This is a genomic window from Rhodococcus sp. WB9, assembly GCF_007558985.1.
GTDB classification, from domain to species: Bacteria; Actinomycetota; Actinomycetes; order Mycobacteriales; family Mycobacteriaceae; genus Rhodococcus_F; species Rhodococcus_F opacus.
This window is the reverse complement of the sequence record NZ_CP041769.1, coordinates 6,007,034-6,031,885: the sequence shown is the minus strand read 5'-3', so window position 1 is coordinate 6,031,885 and position 24,852 is coordinate 6,007,034. Positions and strand designations below refer to the sequence as shown.

25 protein-coding genes and 4 tRNA genes are annotated in these 24,852 nt (G+C 65.2%); 26 read left to right on the top strand and 3 right to left on the bottom strand.

The window, feature by feature from the left end; translation table 11 throughout:
• The first annotated feature begins 49 nt into the window (after window positions 1-49).
• Window positions 50-1,426: an NAD-dependent succinate-semialdehyde dehydrogenase gene (locus FND50_RS28130; RefSeq protein ID WP_144287877.1), complete on the top strand. Its 1,377-nt coding sequence runs from the start codon at window positions 50-52 to the stop codon at window positions 1,424-1,426.
• A 62-nt stretch (window positions 1,427-1,488) separates the two neighbouring features.
• Window positions 1,489-2,187: a demethylmenaquinone methyltransferase gene (locus tag FND50_RS28125; RefSeq protein ID WP_065492033.1), complete on the top strand. Its 699-nt coding sequence runs from the start codon at window positions 1,489-1,491 to the stop codon at window positions 2,185-2,187.
• 3 nt (window positions 2,188-2,190) lie between these two features.
• Here the strand turns inward: FND50_RS28125 and FND50_RS28120 are convergent, their stop codons facing one another.
• On the bottom strand, window positions 2,191-3,453 hold the full coding sequence (locus tag FND50_RS28120) for a geranylgeranyl reductase family protein (RefSeq protein ID WP_144287876.1): 1,263 nt from the start codon (window positions 3,451-3,453) through the stop codon (window positions 2,191-2,193).
• 129 nt (window positions 3,454-3,582) lie between these two features.
• On the opposite strand from FND50_RS28120, the gene FND50_RS28115 reads away from it, so the two are divergent.
• Both FND50_RS28115 and htpX read left to right on the top strand, forming a co-directional pair.
• Entirely contained in the window at window positions 3,583-4,638 is a 1,056-nt protein-coding gene (locus FND50_RS28115) for a polyprenyl synthetase family protein (protein ID WP_016882791.1), read from the top strand.
• A 189-nt stretch (window positions 4,639-4,827) separates the two neighbouring features.
• Complete coding sequence (gene htpX / locus FND50_RS28110; RefSeq protein WP_237737232.1) at window positions 4,828-5,643, top strand: zinc metalloprotease HtpX; 816 nt, start codon at window positions 4,828-4,830, stop codon at window positions 5,641-5,643.
• A 68-nt stretch (window positions 5,644-5,711) separates the two neighbouring features.
• On the opposite strand, the gene FND50_RS28105 is transcribed toward htpX, so the two are convergent.
• Window positions 5,712-6,203 carry a YajQ family cyclic di-GMP-binding protein gene (locus tag FND50_RS28105; protein ID WP_005252088.1) on the bottom strand — a complete coding sequence of 164 codons (492 nt, stop codon included), beginning with the start codon at window positions 6,201-6,203 and terminating at the stop codon, window positions 5,712-5,714.
• A gap of 198 nt (window positions 6,204-6,401) precedes the next feature.
• Here FND50_RS28105 and FND50_RS28100 point away from each other — a divergent pair.
• The 11 genes from FND50_RS28100 (at window position 6,402) to rplA (ending at window position 11,350) form a co-directional block, all read left to right on the top strand.
• Window positions 6,402-6,484 (top strand) — tRNA-Tyr (locus FND50_RS28100).
• Between the two features lie 347 nt (window positions 6,485-6,831).
• A tRNA-Thr gene (locus FND50_RS28095) sits at window positions 6,832-6,904 on the top strand.
• A gap of 45 nt (window positions 6,905-6,949) precedes the next feature.
• Window positions 6,950-7,022 (top strand) — tRNA-Met (locus FND50_RS28090).
• Between the two features lie 61 nt (window positions 7,023-7,083).
• Window positions 7,084-7,251: a 50S ribosomal protein L33 gene (gene rpmG / locus FND50_RS28085; protein ID WP_005252089.1), complete on the top strand. Its 168-nt coding sequence runs from the start codon at window positions 7,084-7,086 to the stop codon at window positions 7,249-7,251.
• 89 nt (window positions 7,252-7,340) lie between these two features.
• Window positions 7,341-7,904, top strand: coding sequence for a (3R)-hydroxyacyl-ACP dehydratase subunit HadA (gene hadA / locus FND50_RS28080; RefSeq protein WP_005252090.1), 564 nt, complete (start codon window positions 7,341-7,343; stop codon window positions 7,902-7,904).
• The gene (hadB, locus tag FND50_RS28075) at window positions 7,891-8,316 is read left to right on the top strand and encodes a (3R)-hydroxyacyl-ACP dehydratase subunit HadB (protein ID WP_005252091.1); all 426 of its coding nucleotides are present in this window, start codon (window positions 7,891-7,893) and stop codon (window positions 8,314-8,316) included. The genes hadA and hadB overlap by 14 nt, the downstream gene beginning before the upstream one ends.
• Before the next feature lie 184 nt (window positions 8,317-8,500).
• Window positions 8,501-8,573 (top strand) — tRNA-Trp (locus FND50_RS28070).
• A gap of 31 nt (window positions 8,574-8,604) precedes the next feature.
• Window positions 8,605-9,057, top strand: a complete 453-nt coding sequence (gene secE / locus FND50_RS28065; RefSeq protein ID WP_005258268.1) for a preprotein translocase subunit SecE — start codon at window positions 8,605-8,607, stop codon at window positions 9,055-9,057.
• A 58-nt stretch (window positions 9,058-9,115) separates the two neighbouring features.
• Window positions 9,116-9,982, top strand: a complete 867-nt coding sequence (gene nusG, locus FND50_RS28060; RefSeq protein WP_144287874.1) for a transcription termination/antitermination protein NusG — start codon at window positions 9,116-9,118, stop codon at window positions 9,980-9,982.
• A 59-nt stretch (window positions 9,983-10,041) separates the two neighbouring features.
• Window positions 10,042-10,476 (top strand): 50S ribosomal protein L11, encoded by a 435-nt coding sequence (rplK, locus tag FND50_RS28055; protein ID WP_005252095.1) that lies wholly within the window; start codon window positions 10,042-10,044, stop codon window positions 10,474-10,476.
• A gap of 157 nt (window positions 10,477-10,633) precedes the next feature.
• Complete coding sequence (rplA, locus tag FND50_RS28050) at window positions 10,634-11,350, top strand: 50S ribosomal protein L1 (protein ID WP_005252097.1); 717 nt, start codon at window positions 10,634-10,636, stop codon at window positions 11,348-11,350.
• Window positions 11,351-11,415: 65 nt separating this feature from the next.
• Here rplA and FND50_RS28045 read toward each other — a convergent pair whose 3' ends face one another.
• On the bottom strand, window positions 11,416-13,035 hold the full coding sequence (locus FND50_RS28045; protein ID WP_144287873.1) for an MFS transporter: 1,620 nt from the start codon (window positions 13,033-13,035) through the stop codon (window positions 11,416-11,418).
• 461 nt (window positions 13,036-13,496) lie between these two features.
• Here FND50_RS28045 and rplJ point away from each other — a divergent pair, with 461 nt between their 5' ends.
• The 11 genes from rplJ to FND50_RS27990 all read left to right on the top strand — a co-directional run bounded on the left by rplJ (window position 13,497) and on the right by FND50_RS27990 (window position 24,807).
• On the top strand, window positions 13,497-14,057 hold the full coding sequence (gene rplJ / locus FND50_RS28040; RefSeq protein WP_005252102.1) for a 50S ribosomal protein L10: 561 nt from the start codon (window positions 13,497-13,499) through the stop codon (window positions 14,055-14,057).
• 78 nt (window positions 14,058-14,135) lie between these two features.
• Window positions 14,136-14,522 (top strand): 50S ribosomal protein L7/L12, encoded by a 387-nt coding sequence (gene rplL, locus FND50_RS28035; RefSeq protein ID WP_005252104.1) that lies wholly within the window; start codon window positions 14,136-14,138, stop codon window positions 14,520-14,522.
• Between the two features lie 303 nt (window positions 14,523-14,825).
• Window positions 14,826-15,920: an ABC transporter ATP-binding protein gene (locus FND50_RS28030; protein ID WP_005258257.1), complete on the top strand. Its 1,095-nt coding sequence runs from the start codon at window positions 14,826-14,828 to the stop codon at window positions 15,918-15,920.
• 9 nt (window positions 15,921-15,929) lie between these two features.
• Complete coding sequence (locus FND50_RS28025; RefSeq protein ID WP_005252107.1) at window positions 15,930-16,724, top strand: ABC transporter permease; 795 nt, start codon at window positions 15,930-15,932, stop codon at window positions 16,722-16,724.
• A 4-nt stretch (window positions 16,725-16,728) separates the two neighbouring features.
• Window positions 16,729-17,589 carry an ABC transporter permease gene (locus tag FND50_RS28020; RefSeq protein WP_005258256.1) on the top strand — a complete coding sequence of 287 codons (861 nt, stop codon included), beginning with the start codon at window positions 16,729-16,731 and terminating at the stop codon, window positions 17,587-17,589.
• Window positions 17,586-18,944, top strand: a complete 1,359-nt coding sequence (locus tag FND50_RS28015) for an MCE family protein (protein WP_037204233.1) — start codon at window positions 17,586-17,588, stop codon at window positions 18,942-18,944. Before FND50_RS28020 ends, FND50_RS28015 begins: the two co-directional genes overlap by 4 nt.
• Window positions 18,941-20,020 carry an MCE family protein gene (locus FND50_RS28010; protein ID WP_005258253.1) on the top strand — a complete coding sequence of 360 codons (1,080 nt, stop codon included), beginning with the start codon at window positions 18,941-18,943 and terminating at the stop codon, window positions 20,018-20,020. Before FND50_RS28015 ends, FND50_RS28010 begins: the two co-directional genes overlap by 4 nt.
• Window positions 20,017-21,012 (top strand): MCE family protein, encoded by a 996-nt coding sequence (locus FND50_RS28005; RefSeq protein WP_144287872.1) that lies wholly within the window; start codon window positions 20,017-20,019, stop codon window positions 21,010-21,012. The genes FND50_RS28010 and FND50_RS28005 overlap by 4 nt, the downstream gene beginning before the upstream one ends.
• Window positions 21,012-22,268, top strand: a complete 1,257-nt coding sequence (locus FND50_RS28000) for an MCE family protein (protein ID WP_144287871.1) — start codon at window positions 21,012-21,014, stop codon at window positions 22,266-22,268. Before FND50_RS28005 ends, FND50_RS28000 begins: the two co-directional genes overlap by 1 nt.
• Window positions 22,265-23,563, top strand: coding sequence for an MCE family protein (locus FND50_RS27995; RefSeq protein WP_005564075.1), 1,299 nt, complete (start codon window positions 22,265-22,267; stop codon window positions 23,561-23,563). The genes FND50_RS28000 and FND50_RS27995 overlap by 4 nt, the downstream gene beginning before the upstream one ends.
• Window positions 23,560-24,807 carry an MCE family protein gene (locus FND50_RS27990; protein ID WP_005258243.1) on the top strand — a complete coding sequence of 416 codons (1,248 nt, stop codon included), beginning with the start codon at window positions 23,560-23,562 and terminating at the stop codon, window positions 24,805-24,807. Before FND50_RS27995 ends, FND50_RS27990 begins: the two co-directional genes overlap by 4 nt.
• Window positions 24,808-24,852: the final 45 nt, after the last annotated feature.

The following is a 24,852-nucleotide window of genomic DNA, read 5'->3' as shown; positions in this document are numbered from 1 at the left end:
ATCGAAACCGGTGGGGAATTCGAGAGGCCGTCTCGTGGTTGCCCGGAGTATGGCGAAGTACAAGACTGTCAATCCCGCGACCGGTGAAACCGTCCGGGAATTCACGACCTTGGACGATGCAGGAGTGGAGTCGGCGCTCTCCCGCGCCCACAACGGATATCTCGACTGGCGGACGACCGCCGCCGAGGAACGCGCCCGGATTCTGGGCCGAACCGCCGATCTCTACGCGGAGCGCGAAGACGAACTGGCGCGGATGATCGCCCTCGAGATGGGCAAACCCGTCCGGGAGGCCAAGGGCGAAGTCCAGCTCTCGTCGGCGATCTACCGCTACTACGCGGACAACGGCCCCGCGCTGCTCGAGGCGGAACGGCTCGACGTGCCGGGTGCGGACGAATCCGTGGTCTACCGCAGGCCGATCGGTGCGCTCGTCGGCGTGATGCCGTGGAACTACCCGTACTACCAGGTCGCCCGCTTCGCGGCGCCGAACCTCATGCTCGGCAACACCGTGCTGCTCAAGCACGCCCCGAACTGTCCGCAGTCGGCACTGCTGATGGAGGAGATCTTCCGGCAGGCCGGTCTCCCGGAGGACGCGTACATCAACGTGTTCGCCACCAACGAGCAGATCGCCGACATGATCGCGGATCCGCGTGTCCAGGGTGTCTCGCTCACCGGCAGCGAGCGGGCCGGGACCAGCGTCGCCGAGACGGCGGGCCGCAACCTCAAGAAAGTGGTGCTCGAACTCGGCGGGTCCGACGTGTTCGTCGTCCTCGACACCGACGATATGGACGCCACGGTCAAGACCGCGACCCGTGCCCGCCTGTCCAACGCGGGCCAGGCCTGCAACTCTCCCAAACGTTTCATCGTGACCGAGCCGAACTACGACGAGTTCGTCGCGAAGCTCGCCGAGTCCTTCAAGGCCACCCCGACCGGCGATCCGCTCGACGCGAAGACCGTCCTCGGGCCGCTGTCCTCGCAGAGTGCCGCGGATTCGCTGATCGAGCAGATCGAGGACGCCGTCGCCAAGGGCGCGACGCTCCTCGCCGGCGGGAAGAAGATCGACGGCCCCGGCTCGTACGTCGAACCGACCCTGCTCGTCGACGTGACCCCCGAGATGCGGGCGTACAGCGAGGAACTGTTCGGACCGGTCGGCGTCGTCTACAAGGTCGCCACCGCCGACGAAGCCGTGGAACTCGCCAACTCCTCCTCCTACGGTCTCAGCGGTTCGGTGTGGAGCACCGACCTCGACGGGGCACGGGAGGTCGCCGACCGGCTCGACGTCGGCATGGCCTTCGTCAACGAGCACGGCACCACGCTTCCCGGGTTGCCGTTCGGCGGCGTCAAGCGCTCCGGCGTCGGGCGGGAACTCGGTCCGTGGGGAATGGACGAATTCGTCAACAAGAAGCTGGTGCGGGTCTCCAAGAAGTGACCGCCTCGCCACCGCGCCCGGCGCCGACATCGGCGCCGGGCGCGGTTGGTAGCGTTTCGGGCGTGGCAACTACACACGGTTCGCGGGCGTCGCTCGAAAAGGATCCGCACGAGGTCGCGTCGATGTTCGACGGCGTCGCGAAGCGCTACGACCTCACCAACACGATCCTGTCGTTCGGTCAGGACCGCAGTTGGCGCAAGGCGACGCGCTCGGCCCTGGCACTGAAGCCGGGGGAGCGCGTTCTGGACCTCGCGGCGGGGACCGGGGTCTCTACCGTCGAGCTCGGACGGTCGGGTGCCTGGTGTGTGGCCACCGACTTCTCCAAGGGGATGCTGCAGGCCGGCAGTGGACGCCACGTCCCGATGGTCGCGGGCGACGCGATGCACCTGCCCTACTCCGACGCCGTGTTCGACGCCGCGACCATCTCCTTCGGGCTGCGCAACGTCTCCGACTTCGACGCCGGACTCCGCGAGATCGCCCGCGTCACCAAACCCGGCGGGCGCCTCGTCGTGAGCGAGTTCTCGACCCCGGTGTTCGGGCCGTTCCGCACGGTCTACATGGAGTACCTGATGAGGGCGCTGCCGCGGGTCGCGCGCGCCGTCAGCAGCAACCCCGACGCCTACGTGTACCTCGCGGAGTCCATCCGCGCCTGGCCGACCCAGCAGGAACTCGCGCAGCGCATCGAGGCCGCCGGGTGGCGGAACGTGCAGTGGCGCAACCTCACCGGCGGCGTGGTTGCCCTGCACCGCGCCACCCGCTGAACGTCAGCCGAACAGCGGTCGCGAGTCGACCTTCGTCGACAGCAGACCGGACGCCCGCCACGCGCGGGCGGTGAGGTCGCTGTCCTCCTCGGTGACGAGGTTGCCCATGACCCGGACCGCGATGGTCATCAGCGCACGGGACCGCATGGCCACCGGACCGGACGCGGGCAGAACCCGGGGGACGGTCAGCAGCCCGGCGAGTCGCCGAGCCACGGAGAACGCCCGGCCGTACCGCTCCCGGAGGATCGCGGGCCACAGCTCCGTCAGGTCGTCGGCGTCGAGGATTTCCGCGACCAGGCGACCGCCTTCGAGCCCGTAATCGATGCCCTCGCCGTTCAGCGGATTCACGCACGCCGCCGCGTCGCCGATGATCGCCCAGTTCCGGCCCGCGATGTGCGACACCGCACCGCCCATCGGCAGCAACGCCGACGCCACCGCGCGCAGCTCGCCGTCCCAGTTCCATTCGTCGCGCCGCTGCGCCGTGTACAGGTCGAGCAGCGGTCGCAGCGCACCCGGGGCCGGACGTTTGGCGGTGGCCAGTGTGCCGACGCCGATGTTCACCTCACCGGTGCCGAGGGGGAATACCCAGCCGTAGCCCGACTGCAGCGTCCCCGCTCCGTCCCGCAGCTCGAGGTGCGAGGTGATCCACGGGTCGGCGCTGCGGTCGGTGGCGATGTAGGCGCGGGCGGCAACACCGTAGGCAGTGTCCCGGTGCCATTCACGGCCGAGCTGCTTGCCCAGCGTGGATCGGACGCCGTCGGCGACGATCAGCGTCCGGCAGCCGATGGTGTGGGTTCCGCCGGACGTCTTCAGCGTCACCGCCGTCACCCGGTCACCGTCCCGTTCGACGCCGATTGCCTTGGCACCCTGAACCATGACGGCCCCGGCGTCGACGGCGGTCGCACGGATCCTGTCGTCTAGCTCAGTGCGGGCGACGGCGCTGCCGACCGCCGGGAACGACCTGCCCGGCCACTCCAGTTCGAGCTCCTGACCGAACCCGCTGAGCCTCAGCCCGCGGTTGGTTCCTTTCGACCGCACCCAGTCGCCGAGACCGAGATGGTCGAGCTCGGCGACGGCACGCGGAGTGAGTCCGTCGCCACACGTCTTGTCGCGGGGAAACACCGCCGCGTCGGCGAGCACCACGTCACGACCCGCGCGGGCCGCCCACGCGGCAGCCGAGGAACCGGCCGGACCAGCACCGATGACCAGGACATCGGTGGCGGTGGGAAGCGGGGATCCCGCGGGCGACTGTTCTGCTGCGACCACACCTACATCCTGTCAGGCTTCGCTATGCGACCGCGGCGAGGCCGACGGGCAGCGGAACCGCTAGGTTCACTACCGTGGTAGCCGAGCCGCCACCGACGGCGCGGGAACCGAGCCGTCACTGACGACAGGATGGGTACTGAGAACGTGAGCACCGAGGGCGCAGCACACACCGCTGCCGACGCTGTAGTGGGCACTACGGTCGCCGGGATCGATCTCGGCGACCCGCAGCTCGCTGCCACGGTCCGCGAAGGACTGAAGCAAGTCGAGGAACTGCTGGTCAGTGAGCTCTCCGACGGGGAGGACTTCCTCACGGAGGCGGCGTTGCATCTCGCGAAGGCGGGAGGCAAGCGTTTCCGTCCGCTGTTCACGGTGCTCACCGCCCAGCTCGGGCCGAAGGCCTCCGACCCGTCGGTGGTCACGGCGGCCACCGTCGTCGAGCTGGTCCACCTCGCCACGCTGTACCACGACGACGTGATGGACGAGGCGTCGATGCGCCGCGGTGCACCCAGCGCGAACTCGCGGTGGGGCAACAGCGTTGCGATCCTCGCCGGCGACTATCTGTTCGCGCACGCGTCCCGTCTCGTCTCGACGCTGGGACCGGAGGCGGTGCGCATCATCGCCGAGACGTTCGCCGAACTCGTCACCGGCCAGATGCGCGAGACGATCGGGCTTCGCGGCGAACAGGATCCGGTCGAGCACTACCTCAAGGTCGTGTGGGAGAAGACGGGCTCGCTCATCGCGGCGTGCGGACGCTTCGGCGGCACCTTCTCCGGAGCGGACGCCGACCACGTGAAGCGGCTCGAACGCCTCGGTGACGCCGTGGGCACCGCCTTCCAGATCTCCGACGACATCATCGACATCTCCTCGGTGTCCGCGCAGTCCGGCAAGACACCCGGAACCGACCTGCGTGAGGGCGTCCACACGCTGCCCGTCCTGTACGCGCTGCGCGACGAGGGACCCGATGCCGATCGCCTCCGGGTGCTCCTCGACGGCCCCGTCACCAACGACGACGACGTCGCGGAGGCGCTCGCGCTCCTCGAACGGTCACCCGGCATGGCCGCCGCCAAGGCGAAGCTGGAGGAGTTCGCGGTCCAGGCGCGCGCGCAGCTCGCCGAGCTGCCGCAGGGCCCCGCAAACGACGCCCTCGTGAAGCTCGTCGATTACACGATCGAGCGCGTCGGCTGAGCCGTATCGTCAGTATCTGAACTCGTCTTCACCCGATTTCTCGTCGTCTGTGCGGGAACCGTCCCGCCACCGTGTTTCGTTGAATGATCAAGATCCCGAAACTCGGGCGACGTGATCGGGTGTCAACGACAAGGAAGGCGTGACGTGCGCTACGCAAACGGGGCGAAGACTCTGGTTCTGTTGGTCGGCATGTCGGCGCTGATCGTGTTCATCGGCGCGCTGTTCCGCAACCCCACCATCCTGCTGCTGGCGATCGTGTTCGCGGTCGGAATGAACGCGTACGTGTACTTCAACAGCGACAAGATGGCTCTCAAGGCCATGCACGCCCAGCCGATCACCGAGGTGCAGGCCCCGGTCATCTACCGCATCGTCCGGGAACTGGCCACGACCGCGCACCAGCCGATGCCGCGGCTCTACATCAGCCCCACGTCCGCGCCCAACGCTTTCGCAACCGGGCGCAGTCCGCGCCACGCCGCGGTGTGCGTGACGAGCGGCATTCTGGAGATCCTCAACGAACGAGAGTTGCGGGCCGTGCTCGGACACGAGCTGTCGCACGTCTACAACCGCGACATCCTGATTTCCTCCGTTGCCGGCGCCATGGCCGCCGTCGTGTCGGGGCTCGCGAACTTCGCCATGTTCGCCAACATGTTCGGCGGGCGCGGCGGGGGACAGGGCGCCAACCCGATCGCGCTGCTCCTCGTATCACTGCTCGGGCCCATCGCCGCGACCGTCGTCAAACTCGCGGTGTCCCGGTCCCGGGAGTACCAGGCCGACCAGTCGGGCGCAGAGCTCACGGGCGACCCCCTGGCGCTGGCGTCCGCGCTGCGGAAGCTGGAGCAGGGCACTCAGGCAGCACCGCTGCCGCCGGAGCCTCAGCTCGCCGCGCAGTCGCACCTGATGATCGCCAACCCATTCCGCACCGGCGAGAAGATGAGCCGGATGTTCTCCACCCACCCGCCGATGGCCGACCGGATCGAGCGGCTCGAGCGCATGGCAGGCATGTAGGCGGCTTCGCCGCCCGTGCGCCTTTCTGGTCGCTCCTACAACCAGAAAGGCGCACGGGTGCGGAGCGCCTACCGGTAGTTCACGAACTGCAGCGCGATCCCGAAGTCCTCACCCTTCAGCAGGGAGATCACGGCCTGCAGGTCGTCGCGCTTCTTGCTGCTCACCCGCAGTTCCTCACCCTGAATCTGCGCCTTGACGCCCTTGGGGCCCTCGTCGCGGATCTTCTTGGTGATCTTCTTGGCGTTCTCGGTGGTGATGCCCTGGACGAGGCTGCCGGACAGCTTGTAGATCTTTCCGGACTGCGCCGGCTCGCCCGCGTCGAACGCCTTCAGGGAGATGTCACGCCGGATCAGTTTCTCCTTGAAGACGTCCAGGGCGGCGAGCAGTCGCTCCTCGGTGTCGGCCGTCAGGGTGATGGTTTCCTCGCCGGACCATTCGATCGATGCTCCCGTGTTCCGGAAGTCGAACCGGGTCGACAGCTCCTTGCCGGCCTGATGCAGGGCGTTGTCCACCTCTTGACGCTCCACCTTGCTCACCACATCGAAGGACGAATCAGCCACTTCACACTCCCGGTTTCGTCTAGTTCTCCCCGCCGCGACCCGGCCGGGGGCTCGCCGAATGCCGACGAGCAGATTCGACGCTATCGGTTCGCAACCGCCCGTATCCACCCGGTTTGCAAAACGGGGGGCCGTTCGTTGTATTCTTCTTTCCGCAGCGGAGAGCGATTTCGCATAGATTTCGCGCTCCTCGTGCAACCCGGCAGATTGCCCGAGCGGCCAATGGGAGCGGACTGTAAATCCGTCGGCTTATGCCTACGTAGGTTCGAATCCTACATCTGCCACACACAGAACCCCGGTGAGCGACAGCTCACCGGGGTTCTGTCGTTCGTGGCCGAAACGGGGCGCCCGCGCATGCGGCGATGCCGACCGGATCGTCGGCAACATGGCCCGACGCGTCGCATGCACCTCTTCGGACGCGAATGCTGGGACCGGCCGAAGGTACGGCCGCTCGGCTGGACGGACTTCGGCGTGCTCCCCGAGCTCGATCGCAGGTCTCGAGCACGGCCACCAGCGGAACTGTCGGGTGCACCGACTTGTGAAAGCCGCTGACCAGGCAATTTGGTTCTGGACGCGAACTCTGTGTAATCTCGTCAAGGCTTCAGCGCGCAGCGATGTGCGAGCGAAGCACGCCCCCTTAGCTCAGTCGGCAGAGCGTTTCCATGGTAAGGAAAAGGTCAACGGTTCGATTCCGTTAGGGGGCTCGCTGGATTGAAGTGGAGCGCCTAGTGCGCGACACTCGACACCGAGGCGGTGTAGCTCAGTTGGTAGAGCAAACGACTCATAATCGTTGCGTCGCCGGTTCAAGTCCGGTCACCGCTACACAATATGCATGATCCACCCTGATTGTTCGTAATCAGATTCACCCGAAAGAAGGCATCCCGTGGCCTCCTCGACTGACGTTCGGCCCAAGATCACTTTGGCCTGCGAGGTATGCAAGCACCGCAACTACATCACCAAGAAGAATCGGCGCAACGACCCCGATCGCCTGGAGATCAAGAAGTTCTGCCCGAACTGCGGAACTCACCAGTCGCATCGCGAGTCCAAGTAACACGGTCCGGAACTAGGACTGCGTTCGCGAAGGGAGTCCTCTAGGCTGCCCTCACGCGCTGACGTCAAGGGTAGAAGAGGTTCTTTCGCGTGACTGACACTGTGACAGAGACAGAGGCATACGTGCCCGCGGCTGTTCCTGCCGATCCTGCCGCGCACGCACTGGCGATGGTCGGGCACCACTACCGCGTCGACGACTTCTACGAGGTCGGACGCGAGAAGGTGCGCGAGTACGCGCGTGCCGTGCAGGACTGGCACCCCGCTCACCACGACGAAGAAGCCGCGAAGGGCCTCGGTTACGACGGTCTCCTCGCTCCTCTGACGTTCATCTCGCTTGTCGGCATCATCGCTCAGGGGCGCCTCTTCAAGGAGATCGTCACCGGTTACGATCCGAGCCAGATTCTCCAGACCGACCAGCGGCTCGAGTTTCACAAGCCGATCAAGGTCGGCGACCGTCTGGTCTGTGACGTGTACCTGGAGTCGTTCCGCCAGATGGGCGGCAGCGACATCATCGTCACCAAGAACATCGTCACCGATCAGCACGACGAACTGGTCCAGACCACTTGGACGACGCTCGTCGCGCGTACCGGCGGCGAGGTCGACGAGAACATCGCTCACGCAGTCAAGGACGTGATCATGCATGGCGCTTCGTAAGTTCGAGGACGTCTCGGTGGGTGAAGAACTCCCCGAGCGCATCGTGAAGCTCACGCGTGGCGACCTGGTCAACTACGCGGGCGTGTCCGGCGATCCCAACCCGATCCACTGGAGCGACGAGGTCGTCAAGCTCGCCGGTCTGGACAACGTGATCGCGCACGGAATGCTCACCATGGGTCTCGGCGGCGGATTCGTCACGTCGTGGCTCGGCGATCCGGGTGCGGTCAAGGAATACAACGTTCGTTTCACGAGCTCGGTCTACGTCCGTGAGGACGAGGCCGCGCAGGTCGAGTACACCGGTAAGGTGAAGTCGCTCGACGAGGAAAGCAAGACAGCAGTAGTCGCGATCGTGGCGCGTTCCGAGGGAAAGAAGATCTTCGGTCGCGCCACCGCAACGGTCCGTCTGGCCTGACAGCCGGGTGGATTGGGTTTGTTCCGGGGCTTTGAAGTACACTGAGATTTCTGGGATTACTCAGCGCTGCGCGCTGCCCTACGGTGCTGTACGGCCGGCAAGGGTGGCGCGCGTGTCATGTGATCACAGAGAGGTCGGTCAAGAAATGGTTCGAGGCTAGTTTCGGACCAGGTCTCCCGACCAAAGGGGCGTAGCTCAACTGGCAGAGCAGCGGTCTCCAAAACCGCAGGTTGCAGGTTCAAGTCCTGTCGCCCCTGCCCCCGGATGCCAGCGACTGAGAGGAACGACGTGAGCGAGGAGCGCGCCAAGCGCGACGGCGACACTTCAGGGTCGACGCGCCCGGACGGTGCCGACGACACCGCGGCCGACGCCACCACCACGCGTTCCGCCACTCCCTCGGGAAAGCCCAGCGGTAAGCGCCAGGGCCGTCGTTCACCGGCAGGTACCGAGGTCGCCGCGAGTTCTGTGAAGTCACCGGAACTCTCGAAGTCGGACACGACGACCAAGGTCAAGCCGGCGAAGAAGGATCGCGCCGACACGCCGCGCAAGGAAAACATCTTCAAGCGCCTGCGCCGGTTCCTCCGCGAGGTCATCGCCGAGCTTCGCAAGGTCATCTGGCCCAATCGCAAGCAGATGATCACCTACACCAGTGTCGTCCTGGTCTTCGTGGTGTTCATGGTGACGTTCATCGGCGTGTTGGATCTGGTGGTCATCAAGGGCGTCACGTGGTTGTTCGGTTGACGGAATCCGCTCCGGTGGATCCGAAGTATGTGAGTGACGAGAGGAAGCGAGTGCCCCAGTGAGCACCCCCGAGAACGACACGAATGAGGCTTTGGCCGAAGAGCGTGTTTCTGCCGAGGCGGCAGCCGAAGTGGATGTCGAGGCTGCCGAGGAGGGCACCGAAGCCGCGGAAATCGACGGTGACGACGTTGCCGAGGACGCCCCGGCTGACGAGATCGTCGCGGACGAGGCGCCCGTCGACGAGGCTGTGACCACCGACGAGGCTGCAACCACCGACGAGGCTGTGGCCGCCGAAGAGCCCGAGGATCCCGTTGCGGAACTCAAGGCCGCTCTGCGCCGCGCACCCGGTGACTGGTACGTCATTCACTCCTACGCGGGCTACGAGAACAAGGTCAAGGCCAACCTCGAGACCCGTGTCCAGAACCTCGACGTCGGCGACTACATCTTCCAGGTGGAAGTTCCCACCGAAGAGGTCACCGAGATCAAGAACGGTCAGCGCAAGCAGGTCAACCGCAAGGTTCTGCCCGGCTACATCCTGGTCCGCATGGATCTCAACGACGAGTCCTGGGGAGCCGTGCGCAACACGCCCGGCGTCACCGGATTCGTCGGTGCGACGTCGCGTCCGTCTCCACTGACCCTCAACGAGGTCATCAAGTTCCTGCTCCCGCAGCAGGAGCAGAAGAAGCAGGCTGCCGCGGCAACCGTCTCGGCGGGGGAGACCGGCGGAGAGAGTTTCGCGAAGCCGCTCATCGAGGTCGACTTCGAGGTCGGCGAGTCGGTCACCGTCATGGACGGCCCGTTCGCCACGCTGCCCGCCAGCATCAGCGAGGTCAACGCCGAGCAGCAGAAGCTCAAGGTCCTGGTCTCGATCTTCGGTCGCGAGACCCCGGTCGAGTTGTCCTTCACGCAGGTCGCGAAGATCTAGCGCCACATACTTGCACTGCAGTAGCAAGAAACACACCCAGCAAGAAATAGGAAATCGAGATGCCCCCCAAGAAGAAGAAGCTCGCAGGGCTCATCAAGCTTCAGATCCAGGCCGGTCAGGCTAACCCTGCACCGCCCGTGGGTCCCGCGCTTGGTCAGCACGGCGTGAACATCATGGAGTTCTGCAAGGCCTACAACGCGGCGACTGAGTCCCAGCGCGGCAACGTGGTGCCGGTCGAGATCTCGGTCTACGAAGACCGGACCTTCGATTTCAAGCTGAAGACCCCTCCGGCTGCCAAGCTGCTGCTCAAGGCTGCAGGCGTGCAGAAGGGCTCCGGCGAGCCGCACAAGACCAAGGTCGCTTCCGTGACCATGGATCAGGTGCGCGAAATCGCGAAGACCAAGCAGGAAGACCTCAACGCGAACGACATCGAGCAGGCCGCGAAGATCATCGCCGGCACCGCACGCTCGATGGGTATCACGGTCGACGGCTGAGTCAGCCCTGATCGATCGGCGGCGTCACCGTCGGCGATCGACTGACGGCACCGCCGTCGAAGAAAGCGTGGGAGGGCCGGCCAGGCCCAGACCACTACTGAACCATTCACCATCGCAGACGAGACACACACTGCGGTGAGAAGTTAGGACAGAAGAAATGGCAAAGCGCAGCAAGGCGTATCTCGCCGCCGCTGAGAAGATCGACTTCGACAAGCTGTACAGCCCGCTGCAGGCTGCGAAGCTGGCGAAGGAGACGTCGTCGAGCAAGATGGACGCGACCGTCGAGGTTGCAGTCCGTCTGGGCGTCGACCCCCGCAAGGCGGACCAGATGGTCCGCGGCACGGTCAACCTGCCGCACGGCACCGGTAAGACCGCCCGCGTCATCGTGTTCGCAGTCGGAGAGAAGGCCGCCGAGGCCGAGGCAGCTGGAGCCGACGCCGTCGGTGCCGAGGACCTTATCGAGCGGATCCAGGGTGGATGGCTCGATTTCGACGCCGCCATCGCGACTCCCGATCAGATGGCCAAGGTCGGCCGCATCGCCCGCGTCCTCGGACCGCGTGGCCTGATGCCGAACCCGAAGACCGGCACCGTGACGGCTGACGTCACGAAGGCTGTCGCGGACATCAAGGGCGGAAAGATCAACTTCCGCGTCGACAAGCAGGCCAACCTGCACTTCGTGATCGGCAAGGCATCGTTCGACGACGCCAAGCTGGTGGAGAACTACGGCGCCGCGCTGGACGAGATCCTGCGTGCGAAGCCGTCCTCCGCGAAGGGCCGCTACGTCAAGAAGGTCACCGTTTCGACCACCACCGGCCCGGGCATCCCGGTGGACCCGAACCGCACCCGCAACCTTCTCGAGGATGCCGACGCGTAAGTCACGCTTCACACAGTTCGGCCGGTACGGAAATCTTCCGTACCGGCCGAACTGCTTTTCCGGGTTCAGTCTTCGTCGGCGGTTCCCGATTCGGACTTCTTTCGCCACGCCAGCATCACGGAGTCCGTGCGAGCCGGCGCCCAGGGCATGAAGATCGCGACGACGAGCGCGCAGACCACCACGGCGCCCGCCGCGACGAGCGACGCAGTGTGCGAGCCCTGCAGGACCGTCGTCTTCATGGTGAGGATGAGATTCTCACGCTGCTGTTCGAGGAACGGCGGGATCTCCCGTTTCCGGATCTCGAGCACACTCAGGACCGTCGCGCGTGCGAACCCCTTCTCGTCGTCGTTCATCAACGCGGCCGGAATCCGGTCGAGCAGTGGACTCATCGTCGTCGCGTAATACGACGCGACGATCGATCCGAGCACGGCGACACCGAGCGTTCCGCCGATTTCCCTGGTCGTGTCGTTCACGGCCGAGCCTGCTCCCGCCTCGTCGAGGGGCAGCGACGCCATGATCGATTCGGTCGCGGGCCCCTGCACGACGGCCAAACCGAGCGCCATCGACACCATCGACGGGAGGACGTCCGTCAGGTAGCTGCTGTCGACGGCCACCTGACCGCCGAGGTACAGGCCGACCCCGGTGAGGAGGAGGCCGAACACGATGACCGGGGTCGTCCCGATTCGCTGCGCCAGAAGTGTGGCGACGGGAGCGCCGACCGCCACCGACGCCGCGAACGGCAGCGACGCGACACCGAACTCGAACGGCGTGTACTCCCGGACGCCCTGGAAGTACTGCGTGATGAGGAACAGGAAGCCGAACATCGAGAAGTAGCCGATGGCGATCGCCAGGGCGGGCAGGGAGAACCTGCGGTTGCGGAACAGTCGCAGGTCGAGGATCGGGTGCTCGGTGCGCAACTCCCAGAGAACGAATCCGATCAGGACCGCGATCGAGAGGGCGACGGCGCCCAACGTGACGAACGACGTCCACCCGTGATGAGGGGCTTCGATGATGGCCCACACGAGCACGGTGATTCCGGTGATCGAGGCGGCGATTCCGACGAGGTCCATCCGTCCGATGACGGAGGCGCGCGATTCCGGCACCAGGAGCAGTGTCGCTGCTGCCGCGACCACGGCGATTGGCACGTTGATCCAGAAGACGGAGTGCCAGCTGAAATGCTCGAGCAGCCACCCGCCTGCCATCGGCCCGATGGCGATCGCGAATCCGGCCATCGCGGTCCAGGCGGCGATGGCCAGCGCCCGTTCCCGCACGTCGGTGAAGATGTTGATGACGAGGGCGAGGGTCGCGGGGAAGACGGCGGCCGCGAAGACCCCCATCGCCGCGCGGGCCGCGATGACCTGCCCCAGAGTCTCGGCGTTGGCGCCGGCGACCGACATGACGGCGACGCCGGTCAGGCCGATGACCATGACGCGGCGACGACCGTAGCGGTCGCCGAGGTTGCCGAACGCCAGGAGCAGGCCTGCGAACGTCAGCGTGTAGGCGTCGACGACCCACTGCAGGCCGCTGACACTGGTGCGGAGTTCGACACCGATCGACGGGAGGGCGACGTTGACGATGGTGTTGTCGAGCACGACCAGCAGTTCGGCCAGGCAGATCACGGCAAGCGCGAGGAAGCGGCGCGTCCGGGACCCGGCCACGACGGTCCGGGCTTCGAGGATTGTCATGACCAAAAGTTAGCCCATATATGTAACGATGCGTAACAGGTAATTGGACGCAGCTTCAGTCTGTTGAACCACACCGCAGCGATGGAGTGACGCCGATCACTTCCGCGAGGCGGGTCGCGGCCACGATTTGGCGGTTGTGCAGGCCATGCCGTAATCTGTCCTGCGGAGTTCAATGCAGTATCTGAACTTCACCCCAAATCATGTTCTACCCAAGACCGTTGGTGATCGCTCCCGCAAGGGTGTGATTGAAAGTCCGGGAATGTCCGGCGGCCCACGCAGGAGGACGAGGTAGGGGGATGCGTATCGGTTGTGGGCTCGCGCCCTGACCGTATCGTTTCCTTTCACGCCCCGTGTGCCCTGCACCGGGGCGTTTTGCATGTCGTGGATTGTGTGCTCCGGGATTCCGGCGGTACGCAGCGGTTCCGAAGTGGGATAACGACTGTCATGAGAGGAGGCGAAGTATGGCAAAGCCTGAGAAGGTTTCCGCGGTTGCGGAGATCACCGAGCAGTTCAAGGGTTCGACCGCTGCTGTGATCACGGAATACCGTGGTCTGACGGTGGGCAACATCACGACACTGCGACGCGCTCTCGGAGAAGGTGCCACCTACTCCGTCGCCAAGAACACCCTGGTCAAGCGTGCCGCTGCTGAGGCGGGCGTCGAGGGCCTTGATGACCTTTTCGTCGGTCCGACCGCCATTGCATTCATCAAGGGCGAGCCCGTCGATGCTGCGAAGGCTCTGAAGAACTTCGCTAAGGACAACAAGGCGCTCATCATCAAGGGCGGCTACATGGACGGCGCTGCGCTGTCCGTGGACGAGGTCAACAAGATCGCGGACCTCGAGTCCCGCGAGATCCTGTTGGCCAAGCTTGCCGGCGCGATGAAGGGCAACTTGGCAAAGGCCGCAGGCCTGTTCAACGCTCCTGCTTCGCAGGTGGCCCGACTGGCTGCTGCTCTGCAGGAAAAGAAGGCCGCAGAAGGCGGAGCTGCCGAAGCTCCCGCCGAGGCTGCAGCCGAAAGCTGATCCGCACCCGCGCATCACTGCTATAACCCCGCCCGGTCGCGGATCAGCGACATGGGACTTACAGGAAGGACCGCCACAATGGCGAAGCTCAGCACCGAAGAGTTGTTGGACCAGTTCAAGGAGCTCACCCTCCTCGAGCTCTCGGAGTTCGTGAAGGCATTCGAGGAGACCTTCGAGGTCACCGCCGCTGCCCCGGTCGCCGTTGCCGCTGCAGGCGGAGCACCGGCTGCCGCCGAGGCTGCTGAGGAGCAGGACGAGTTCGACGTCGTCCTCGAGTCGGCCGGCGACAAGAAGATCCAGGTCATCAAGGTCGTCCGTGAGGTCGTTTCCGGCCTCGGCCTGAAGGAAGCCAAGGACCTCGTCGAGGGTGCTCCGAAGGCCATCCTGGAGAAGGTTGCCAAGGACGCGGCCGACGCCGCCAAGGAGAAGCTCGAGGCTGCCGGCGCGAAGATCACCGTCAAGTAAGACGGTCTCTCCCGCGCTGCTCGCCGAGCAGACGAAGAGGGCCACTCCCCATCCGTGGGGAGTGGCCCTCTTCTTGCGTCCGCAGACAGCTTCGGAGTGTCGAGATTCCCGGCCAAAAGTTGGACGCGCGACCAGAAATTTCGCTACCGTTATCCCAGTTCAGACGCGTTGTTTTGCATAGTGGGACCCGCTGTTGGCATGCTTCCTTACTCATGAGTAGCATCCCTTGTCACAGGTAACACGTCGATGCGATAGAGTGACCCAACCCACACGGGGTGAGTGCATCGAACGGTCGCGGAGGTAATGGTGGGAGTCGAGGTATCCGTCGAGGGACTGACCAAGTCGTTCGGCTCGCAGAGGATCTGGCAGGACGTCACATTGACCCTCCCTGCTGGTGAGGTCAGTGCGTTGCTCGGGCCGTCGGGTACGGGTAAGTCGGTGTTCCTGAAGTCGCTGATCGGTCTGCTCCGCCCGGAGCAGGGTTCGATCGTGATCGACGGCACCAACATTCTCGAGTGCTCGTCCAAGGAGCTCTACGAGATCCGGAAGCTGTTCGGGGTGCTGTTCCAGGACGGCGCGCTGTTCGGGTCGATGAACCTGTTCGACAACGTGGCGTTTCCGCTGCGCGAGCACACCAAGAAGTCCGAGTCCGAGATCCGCAAGATCGTGATGGAGAAGATGGAGCTCGTCGGCCTGCTCGGGGCCGAGGACAAGCTGCCCGGCGAGATCTCCGGCGGCATGCGCAAGCGCGCGGGTCTGGCCCGGGCCCTGGTGCTGGACCCGCAGATCATCCTCGTCGACGAGCCGGACTCCGGTCTGGATCCGGTGCGCACCACCTACATCTCGCAGACGTTGATCGACATCAACGCCGAGATCGACGCGACGATCCTGATCGTCTCGCACAACATCAATCTCGCGCGGACGGTGCCGGACAACATCGGCATGCTGTTCCGCCGACATCTGGTGATGTTCGGTCCGCGGGAGGTGCTGCTCACCAGTGAGGAGCCGGTGGTCAAGCAGTTCCTCAACGGCACCATGATCGGTCCGATCGGGATGTCGGAGGAGAAGGACGAGGCCACCATGGCGCAGGAGCAGGCGATGGTCGATGCCGGCCACCATGCCGGTGGTGTCGACGACGTCGAGGGCATCGTCCCGCAGATGAAGGCGACGCCGGGGATGCCGTTCCGGCAGGCCGTGGCCCGCCGTCAGGAACGCGTCCGACACATCATGCACACCCTGCCGGAGAATGCCCAGATCGCCATCCAGGAAAGCCTCGACGAGACTTCCGGCGGAAACGGCGGCGGGGGCTACGACTACGCATACAGCCAGGAAGACACACAGGTCATCCCCGCATACCGGGGCGAAGGATACGAAAACACCACTCACGGGCAAGGGTAGGCATATCGGATGGGGGTTACCCGCAGCTCGGTCTTGCGGCCGGTCAACGGTGCGCTGACGCAGGCCGGGAATATCGTCGAGCTCTTCGTCGACGTCGCACGAAACACGTTCAAGCGGCCGTTCCAGTTCCGCGAGTTCATCGAACAGGCCTGGTTCATCGCCAGCGTCACGATCCTGCCGACGGCAATGGTCGCGATTCCGTTTGGCGCAGTGGTGTCTCTGCAGACCGGATCGCTCATCAAGCAGCTCGGTGCGGAGTCGTTCACGGGAGCGGCCAGCGTGCTCGCCGTCATCCAGCAGGGTTCCCCGCTGGTGACGGCACTTCTGGTGGCCGGGGCTGCGGGCTCGGCCGTCACGGCGGATCTCGGTGCGCGGACGATCCGCGAAGAGATCGACGCCATGGAGGTTCTCGGTATCAACCCGATTCAGCGACTCGTCGTGCCTCGGGTGCTTGCCATGGTTCTCGTCGCGATCCTGCTCAACGGCCTCGTGTCCGTGGTCGGTATCGCGGGCGGGTACTTCTTCAACGTCATTCTCCAAGGGGGTAATCCCGGTGCGTACCTGGCATCGTTCTCGGCCTTCGCGCAGCTTCCCGACATCTGGGTCGGCGAGCTCAAGGCGGCCGTCTTCGGTGTCATCGCCGGTGTCATCGCCGCGTACAAGGGCCTCCACCCGAAGGGCGGACCCAAGGGCGTCGGTGACGCGGTGAACCAGTCTGTGGTGATCACGTTCCTGCTGCTGTTCTTCGCGAACCTGATCCTGACCATGGTGTACCTCCAAATCGTTCCGGCGAAGGGATCGTGACCCGATGACAATCGCCAAGGGACGCGGTGACCGGACGCTGATGGCGGCACGCCGAGTCGGTCGTGCGCCGCTCAACGTGCTCGACCGGGCCGGCGAGCAGATGTCGTTCTACGCCAGGGCAATCGCCTGGTCGCCCCACACTCTCGTGCACTACCGCAAGGAAGTGCTCCGGCTGCTCGCCGAGGTCACATTCGGCAGCGGTGCGCTCGCCGTCATCGGCGGCACCATCGGCGTCATCGCGATGATGTCCGGCTTCACCGGCGTCGTCGTCGGACTGCAGGGTTTCGCCGCGCTCGAACAGCTGGGCAGCTCGGTCCTCACCGGCTTCCTGTCCGCGTACGTCAACACCCGTGAGATCGCGCCGATCGTTGCGGCACTCGCGCTCTCGGCCACCGTCGGTTGTGGTTTCACCGCGCAGCTCGGCGCCATGCGCATCTCGGAGGAGATCGACGCGCTGGAGGTCATGGCGGTACCGAGTGTGCCGTTCCTCGTCACCACCCGCATGATCGCGGGATTCGTCGCCGTCATCCCGCTGTACATCGTCGGTCTGCTCGCGGCCTATCTCGCCTCCCGCGTCATCAGTACCGTGTTCAACGGCCAGTCGACCGGGTCCTACGACCACTACTTCAACTTGTTCCTGCCACCGCAGGACGTCCTGTACTCGTTCGCGAAAGTGCTGATCTTCGCGTTCGTGCTGATCCTGATCCATTGCTACTACGGCTATCACGCGTCGGGTGGTCCCGCCGGTGTGGGTGTGGCCGTGGGTCGGGCGGTCCGCACCGCGATCGTCACCATCGCCGTTCTCGACTTCTTCCTGAGCCTCGCCATCTGGGGCACGACGACCACAGTGAGGGTGGCCGGATGAGCAACACGACATCTGTTGTGGGCCGACGGGTGCTGGGGCTGGTGTTCTTCCTCGTCCTCGCGTTGTTCCTGGTCTTCACGATCGGCATGTTCAACAAGACATTCACCAAGGTCGTCAAGATCGACCTCCTCACGGACACCGCCGGAAATGCCCTGCCACCCAATGCGGACGTGAAGGTTCGTGGCCTCATCGTCGGCGAGGTGCGCTCGGCGTCCTCCCATGAGGGCGAGGTCACCCTGGATCTTGCGATCCAGCCCGACAAGGCGCAGCTGATTCCGTCCAACGCGACGGCGCGGTTGCTGCCCAAGACGCTGTTCGGTGAGCGCTATGTGTCGCTGATCGTTCCCGAGGGCGACACCGCTCCGCCGATCCAGGCCGGCGACACGCTGCGTCAGGACAAGAGCGGCAACGCCGTCGAGGTCGGCGAGGTTCTGGACGGTCTGCTGCCGCTGCTGCAGGCGATTCCGCCGCAGGACCTGGCGAACACGCTCGGCGCGCTGTCTCAGGGACTGAGCGGGCGCGGTGCCGAACTCGGACTGACGCTCGACCGTCTCGAGGAGATCTTCGGCGGGCTGAACACGGAACTTCCTGCCATCCAGGAGGATCTGCGCGGTCTGGCAGATTTCTCGCAGACGTACTCCGAGGCGGCGCCCGACCTGGTCAACGCCCTCGACAATCTCCGTACCACCGGAAATACCGTGGTGGAGAAGCAGGGCGAGATCTCCACGTTGCTCGCGTCGCTGACCGGAACCGCGTCCAGCACCGCGGATCTCCTGCAGACCAACGCCGAATCGATCGTCAGTATCGCCGCCGATTCGCGTGAGGCACTGCAGATCCTCGGCCGTTACTCGCCGAGCTTCGGTTGCACGTTCGCGGGCTTCGCCAAGTCCGCTCCCGTCGCCCGTGAACTGCTGGCACCGGACGATCCGTACCCGGGTGTGCGTGCCAGCGTGCAGTTCGTCAATCCGAAGGGTCGCTACGTGCCCAACCAGGACGAGCCGCGGCTGCTCGACAACCGCGGACCGGCTTGCTACGACAACGTCACCGCTCCGGGTGGGAAGTTCCCGCAGTACCCGGGCGGGTCATCCTACAACGACGGTGCCTACCAGGTGCCTTCGCGGAATCCCGGCCCGTCGACCATCGACTTCCTCCCGGCGCCCGCCGGAGTCCCCGATCAGGTCCCGGGGTACGGAGCCGAGGTCACGCCCGCGAGTTACGCGGGTTCGAAGATGGAGCAGGACACGTTGGACGTCGTCTACGGCGAGGCCGGGGGCATGGCGCCGGAGGACGTGCCGAGCTGGACGACACTCGTCGGCGCGCCGACCATGAGGGGGACTGAGGTGAGCTTCAAGTGAGGGGCCTGGCCGCACCATTGGTCAAGCTGATCGTGTTCGCCGTGGTCACCATCCTCGCGACCGGTCTTCTGGCCGCCACCATCGCCAACCTCGGTGGCGGCGGTGGCACCAAGTTCAACGCGATCTTCTCGGACGTCACCTCGCTCAACGAGGGCGACGAGGTCCGCATCGCCGGTGTGCGTGTGGGTCAGGTCGAGAAGATCGCGATCCACGACGACCGCGAGGCCGAGGTTCAGTTCACGGTGTCGGAACGGGACTGGCTGCCCGCCAGCACCACCGCGACCATCCGCTTCCGGAACCTCGTGGGGCAGCGCTACATCGCGCTCGAACAGGGCGAGGGACAGCAGGGAATGAAGATGAGCGGCGGCGACACCATTCCGATGGAGCGGACGAAGCCAGCCGTCAACCTCACCACGCTGTTCGACGGGTTCCGTCCGCTGTTCCAGACCCTCAGCGCCGACGACGTGAACAAGTTGTCGTACCAGATCATCCAGGTGTTCCAGGGCGAGTCGGGAACCATCACGGAACTGGTCGAGAACACGGCAAGCCTCACCAACACCGTCGCCGACAAGGATCGGGTGATCGGTGCGGTGATCAACAACCTCAACGACGTGCTGGCCACGGTGAATCAGCGTGACGATCAACTCGATTCGCTGATCGTCAACACCCAGCAACTCGTCACGGGCCTGGCGAACGAGCGCGGAACCGTCGGTTCGGCGGTGACGTCCCTCGCGGGACTGACCGACGCGACGGCCGACCTGCTCGAACCCACCCGACCGTCCATCCAGGAATCCATCACGTCGCTGAACACGCTGGCGACGACGTTGAACCGTAACTCCGACACGGTCAACAGCGTTCTCCAGACGCTTCCGGTGAAGCTCGAGAAGCTCGGCCGGGCAGCCAGTTACGGATCCTGGTTCCAGTTCTACCTCTGTGGAGTCGACATCGTTGCAGGACCAGGTACCGCGCCCCAACTGAACCTGCCCACGGGCTTGCCCACCGTCAACCAGCCGCTCTATACGAACTCGGCGAAACGGTGCACGCAGGACGGCCTACAGGAGTTGCAGACACGATGAGCAGACGTCGCAGCCCGGCAGTGGCTGGTGCCCTCGGCATCCTCGTGGTGCTGTTGGCCACCCTGTCGGCTTTCTTCCTCGATTCGCTGCCGTTCATCGGCGCCGGATCGACCTATCACGCCGAATTCTCCGAGGCGGCAGGGCTCAAGCCCTCCAACGAGGTCCGGATCGCCGGCGTGAAGGTCGGCAAGGTCACGTCCGTCGAACTCGACGGGGACCATGTGGACGTCGCCTTCAAGGTGTCGGACGCGTGGGTCGGCAACGAGACGTCGGCGTCCATCCAGATCAAGACGATCCTGGGCCAGAAGTACCTGGCCCTCGACCCCCGCGGCTCGGACACGTTGAATCCGAGCGACGTGATCCCGTTGGACCGCACCACGTCTCCGTACGACGTGATCGAGGCGTTCTCGGCCGCCGCACAGACGGTGGGTGACATCGACTCCGATCAGCTCGCGCAGAGCATGGTCACGCTGTCGCAGGCGTTCGAGGGAACTCCCACGGAGATCCGTGCCTCCCTCGACGGTGTCAGCAGGCTGTCTCAGACCATCGCCAGCCGCGATCAGGAGTTGCAGAAGTTGTTCGACGCTACGGGCAAGACCACCAAGGTCCTCGCCGACCGCAACGCCGAATTCAACCGGTTGATCAGCGACGCCGGTCTGCTGCTCGGTGAGCTCAACAGCCGTCAGCAGTCGATTTCCCAGCTGCTCACCGGAACTCAGCGGCTGTCGCAGCAGTTGACCGGACTCGTGCGCGACAACGAGGCCGCCATCGGTCCCGCGCTCGAACAACTCGACGGTGTCGTCGAGATCCTCGAGGCCAATAACGAGAACCTGGACAAGGCGATGAAACTGTACGAGCCGTTCGTCCGCCTGTACACGAACGTGGTCGGTAACGGTCGCTGGTTCGACCAGGTCGTGGTGAACCTCCTGCCGCCGGGTCTGCCCGACATTCCCGGTCCGCGCGATCCCGTCCGCACGTTGGGGGGTAACTGATGGCAGACGTCGATAATGGAGCCGAGCGCGGAGGACGCGGCACGATCGCCCTCATCGCGGGAATCGTCATCGTCGCGCTGGTGATCGCCGGCGCCCTGTGGTGGGTGTTCACCCGCGCAGGCACCACGAAAATCACCGCGTACTTCGACAAGTCGGTGGGCATCTACGAGGGTTCCGATGTGCGGATCCTCGGTGTGAAGGTCGGATCCGTCGACGGTGTCGAACCGCAGGGCGACCAGGTGAAGGTCGACATGCGCGTCGATCGTGGCGTCGACATCCCCGCCGACGCGAAGGCCGCGCAGGTCACGCCGTCGGTGGTGTCCGACCGCTACATCCAGCTCGCGCCTGCCTACACGGGCGGCGACAAGATGCAGAGCGGCGCCGTGATCTCGCGTGACCGCACGGCCACCCCCGTCGAGGTGGATGAGCTGTACGCGAGCATCGAGAAGCTGTCCACCGCTCTCGGCCCGGACGGGGCGAACAAGGAAGGCGCGCTGTCACAGTTCGTCGAGACCGGCGCGGCCAACCTCGACGGCAACGGAGAGGCGCTGGGGCAGAGCATCAATCAGTTGTCCGACGCCGCCCGCACGCTCAACGAGAGCCGCGGCGATCTGTTCGACACCGTCAAGAACCTCCAGGTGTTCGTGGGTGCATTGGCGGCCAACGATCAGCAGGTCCGCGACTTCAACTCCCAGCTGTCCGACCTGTCGGGATTCCTTGCGGGGGAGCGGGAGAACCTCGGTGCCGCCCTGAACCAACTGGCGATCGCCCTGGGTGACGTCTCGAAGTTCGTGGCCGACAACCGGGAGATCCTCGCCGAGAACGTGGACGATCTGGTTCCGGTGACGCAGACCCTCGCGGACAACCGCGAGTCGCTGGTCAATTCGCTGACCCTGCTTCCGCTGGCGATCAGCAACCTGGCCAACTCCTACGACGCGGAGTCCGGCAACCTGGCCTCGCGCCTGGCGTTCCCGGATCTGCAGGACCCGGCCGGCGTCGCGTGCAAGTTGATCGACCTCGGCAAGCTGGTCCCCGGCGATCCGCGCTTCGAGCAACTCGGGCGTCAGATGCAGCCGCTGATCGACAACTGCGCCAACATCACGTCGCAGATCACGCAATCGGCGAAGACGCCGTCGCTCGTGCTTCCCTTCGGGATCATGAGTGCGGACAACATTCAGCGGACGGTCACGCCCGGCACGGTGCCGGGTGTCGTGTCGCCGCGATTCGAAGGCGCAACGGGTGGTGAGGGCGAATGAAGCGGTCGGTAATCCTCGGCGCCGGTGCGTGCGCCGTCGCCATCGCAGTGACGTCCTGCTCGTCGGAGGGAATCTACGGAGTTCCGCTGCCGGGCGGTCCGGATGTCGGTGACCACCCGATGCACCTGACGATCCAGTTCGACGACGTCCTCGACCTCGTCCCGCAGTCCGCAGTCAAGGTCGACGGTGTTCCGGTGGGCCGGGTCGAAACGATCAAGGTGGCGCCGGACGGCTGGACGGCGGATGTGGAGGTCGTCCTCGACTCGTCCGTCGATCTCGCGGCCAACGCGGTCGCCGCCATCGAGCAGACGAACCTGCTCGGCGAGAAGTTCGTCCAGTTGTCCGAACCGCCGGAGGACAAGGATCCCGCGCGGCTCGAGGACGGCGACACGATCTCCCTCGATCGCACCCGGCACGCCACCGAGATCGAGCAGGTACTCGGCGCGCTGTCGCTGCTGCTCAACGGTGGCGGCGTCGGCCAGTTGCAGCCGATCGTGCACGAACTGACCACCGCACTCGACGGGCGTGAGGATCGTGTCCGTGGACTTCTCGAGCAGGCGAACACGCTCATCGACGGTCTCAACCAGCAGCGCGACGACATCACCCGCGCCCTGGACGGACTCGACACCTTGACCACACGGGTGAACGAACAGAACGAGAAGATCGGGCTGATCCTCGATCAGCTCCCGATCGCCGCCGAAGTGCTCAACGAGCAGCGTCCGCAGCTCACCCAGATGCTGACGCAGCTGGACCGGCTCGGTACCGTCGGCACGGACGTGATCAACAGGTCGAAGAACGATCTGATCGCGGATCTCCTCGCACTGCGGCCGACGCTGAAGGCGCTCGCCGAGTCCGGCGACGACCTGCCCAATTCGCTCGCGTTCATCCCGACCGTCCCGTTCCCGGACGGTGTCGAGAAGATCGCGCTCGGCGGATCGGTCAACCTGTTCCTCACGGTCGACCTGCAGATCGGCGATGCGCTCAGCGCGCTCGGCGTCGGTCAGGGCGACCCGGTGTACGTGCCGCCGAAGTTCGGTGAGCCCAAGCCGATCGTCGATCCCTCGAACCCGTACTACAACGGCAACGGACCGAAGCCGGGATGGCCGACGGTGTCGCTGCTGCCGATTCCGCCGATCATCCCCGCCCCGACGGGTCTGCGGATCCCGGGTCTCCCCGGAACCGCGCCTGCGGCCGGCAACGGTGCAGAGAACGGCACGACGGACGGCGCAGCGCCGTCGCCGCAGAACCCGCTCGGGGGACTGCTGGAGCAGTTCGGAATCGGGGGTGGACAGTGAGGTCACGACTGGTCAGGATCCAGCTCGTCGCGTTCGCCATCGTGGCGATGCTCGGGCTGGTCTACGTCGGCGCGAAATACGTGCGCCTCGACAACCTGCTCGGGTTCGGTGAATTCGACGTGAACGCGCAGTTCAAGGACTCCGGCGGCATCTTCACCAACGCCGAGGTAACGTACCGCGGAGTTCCCGTCGGCCGGGTCGGCGAGCTGTCCCTGACCGCGGACGGAATCAACGTCGAGTTGAAGATCTCCTCGGGTGGGCCCGACATCCCGGCGTCGGCCAAGGCCGTCGTCGCCAACCGCTCCGCGATCGGTGAGCAGTACGTGGACCTGCAGCCCGACAGCGACCAGGGGCCGTTCCTCGAACAGGGCTCGGTGATCACCGAGGCCGACACGTCGACACCCGTTCCGGTCGAGCAGGTGCTGATGGCCACCGACGGTCTGGTCCGGTCGGTTCCGGTCGACTCGTTGCGCACGGTCGTCACCCAGCTGGGAACGGCATTCAACGGCAAGGGCGAGGATCTGCAGACACTCGCGGATTCGCTGTCGACGCTGACGAAGGACGGACTCGACGTCCTCCCGCAGACCCTGGCCCTCATCAGGGACAGCCAGACGGTGCTGGCGACGCAGTCCGATCAGTCCTCCGCGATCGCCCAGTTCAGTTCGGACCTCGACGCGGTTGCGGCGCAGCTGCGGACCAGCGACCCCGATCTCCGCGCGATCATCGACAAGGGAATTCCGGCGAGCGACGAGGTCGGTCTGCTGGTGAACCAGATCGGTCCGAGTCTCACCACCGACCTGACGAACCTCGCCGCTGTCGGCGACAAACTGGCTCCGCAGGCGATCGCGCTGCGGCCGATCCTGATGTTCCTGCCTGCCATCGCGGCGTCCGCGTCGACGGTGGCCCCCGGCGACGGCACGGTGCATCAGGGCATCGTCCTGGAAACCAACAATCCGCCGTCGTGCACACTCGGTTACGAAGGGACACAGGAAATCCTGGCCGAGATGAAGCGGCAGGACCCGAACTTCGACGACACCCAGCAGGACTTCCCGTACAACACGAAGGCCAACTGCGACGCTCCCCAGGGAAGCGTGACGGGTGTGCGAAGTGCAGACCGCATCGTGTTCGCCGATCCGGACACGATCCAGCCGTGGGATTTCAAGCCGAAGGTCATGCCTGACACTCTCAACTTGAATCCCATCGCAACGCAGCTCGCGCCGCTCCTCGGGGTTACTCCCAAGTAGCATTCGGTCCCGACCGAGGGCGAGTAGAAGAAAACAATCAGTAGG

Bases quoted from the DNA above. Each gene is read 5' to 3' on its own strand.
- FND50_RS28130 (WP_144287877.1), top strand. From the start codon at position 50: ATGGCGAAGTACAAGACTGTCAATCCCGCGACCGGTGAAACCGTCCGG.
- FND50_RS28115 (WP_016882791.1), top strand. From the start codon at position 3,583: ATGGGTACTGAGAACGTGAGCACCGAGGGCGCAGCACACACCGCTGCC.
- htpX (WP_237737232.1), top strand. From the start codon at position 4,828: ATGTCGGCGCTGATCGTGTTCATCGGCGCGCTGTTCCGCAACCCCACC.
- hadB (WP_005252091.1), top strand. From the start codon at position 7,891: ATGGCGCTTCGTAAGTTCGAGGACGTCTCGGTGGGTGAAGAACTCCCC.
- rplK (WP_005252095.1), top strand. From the start codon at position 10,042: ATGCCCCCCAAGAAGAAGAAGCTCGCAGGGCTCATCAAGCTTCAGATC.
- rplA (WP_005252097.1), top strand. From the start codon at position 10,634: ATGGCAAAGCGCAGCAAGGCGTATCTCGCCGCCGCTGAGAAGATCGAC.
- FND50_RS28045 (WP_144287873.1), bottom strand. From the start codon at position 13,035: ATGACAATCCTCGAAGCCCGGACCGTCGTGGCCGGGTCCCGGACGCGC.
- rplJ (WP_005252102.1), top strand. From the start codon at position 13,497: ATGGCAAAGCCTGAGAAGGTTTCCGCGGTTGCGGAGATCACCGAGCAG.
- rplL (WP_005252104.1), top strand. From the start codon at position 14,136: ATGGCGAAGCTCAGCACCGAAGAGTTGTTGGACCAGTTCAAGGAGCTC.
- FND50_RS28030 (WP_005258257.1), top strand. From the start codon at position 14,826: ATGGTGGGAGTCGAGGTATCCGTCGAGGGACTGACCAAGTCGTTCGGC.
- FND50_RS28025 (WP_005252107.1), top strand. From the start codon at position 15,930: ATGGGGGTTACCCGCAGCTCGGTCTTGCGGCCGGTCAACGGTGCGCTG.
- FND50_RS28020 (WP_005258256.1), top strand. From the start codon at position 16,729: ATGACAATCGCCAAGGGACGCGGTGACCGGACGCTGATGGCGGCACGC.
- FND50_RS28015 (WP_037204233.1), top strand. From the start codon at position 17,586: ATGAGCAACACGACATCTGTTGTGGGCCGACGGGTGCTGGGGCTGGTG.
- FND50_RS28005 (WP_144287872.1), top strand. From the start codon at position 20,017: ATGAGCAGACGTCGCAGCCCGGCAGTGGCTGGTGCCCTCGGCATCCTC.
- FND50_RS28000 (WP_144287871.1), top strand. From the start codon at position 21,012: ATGGCAGACGTCGATAATGGAGCCGAGCGCGGAGGACGCGGCACGATC.
- FND50_RS27995 (WP_005564075.1), top strand. From the start codon at position 22,265: ATGAAGCGGTCGGTAATCCTCGGCGCCGGTGCGTGCGCCGTCGCCATC.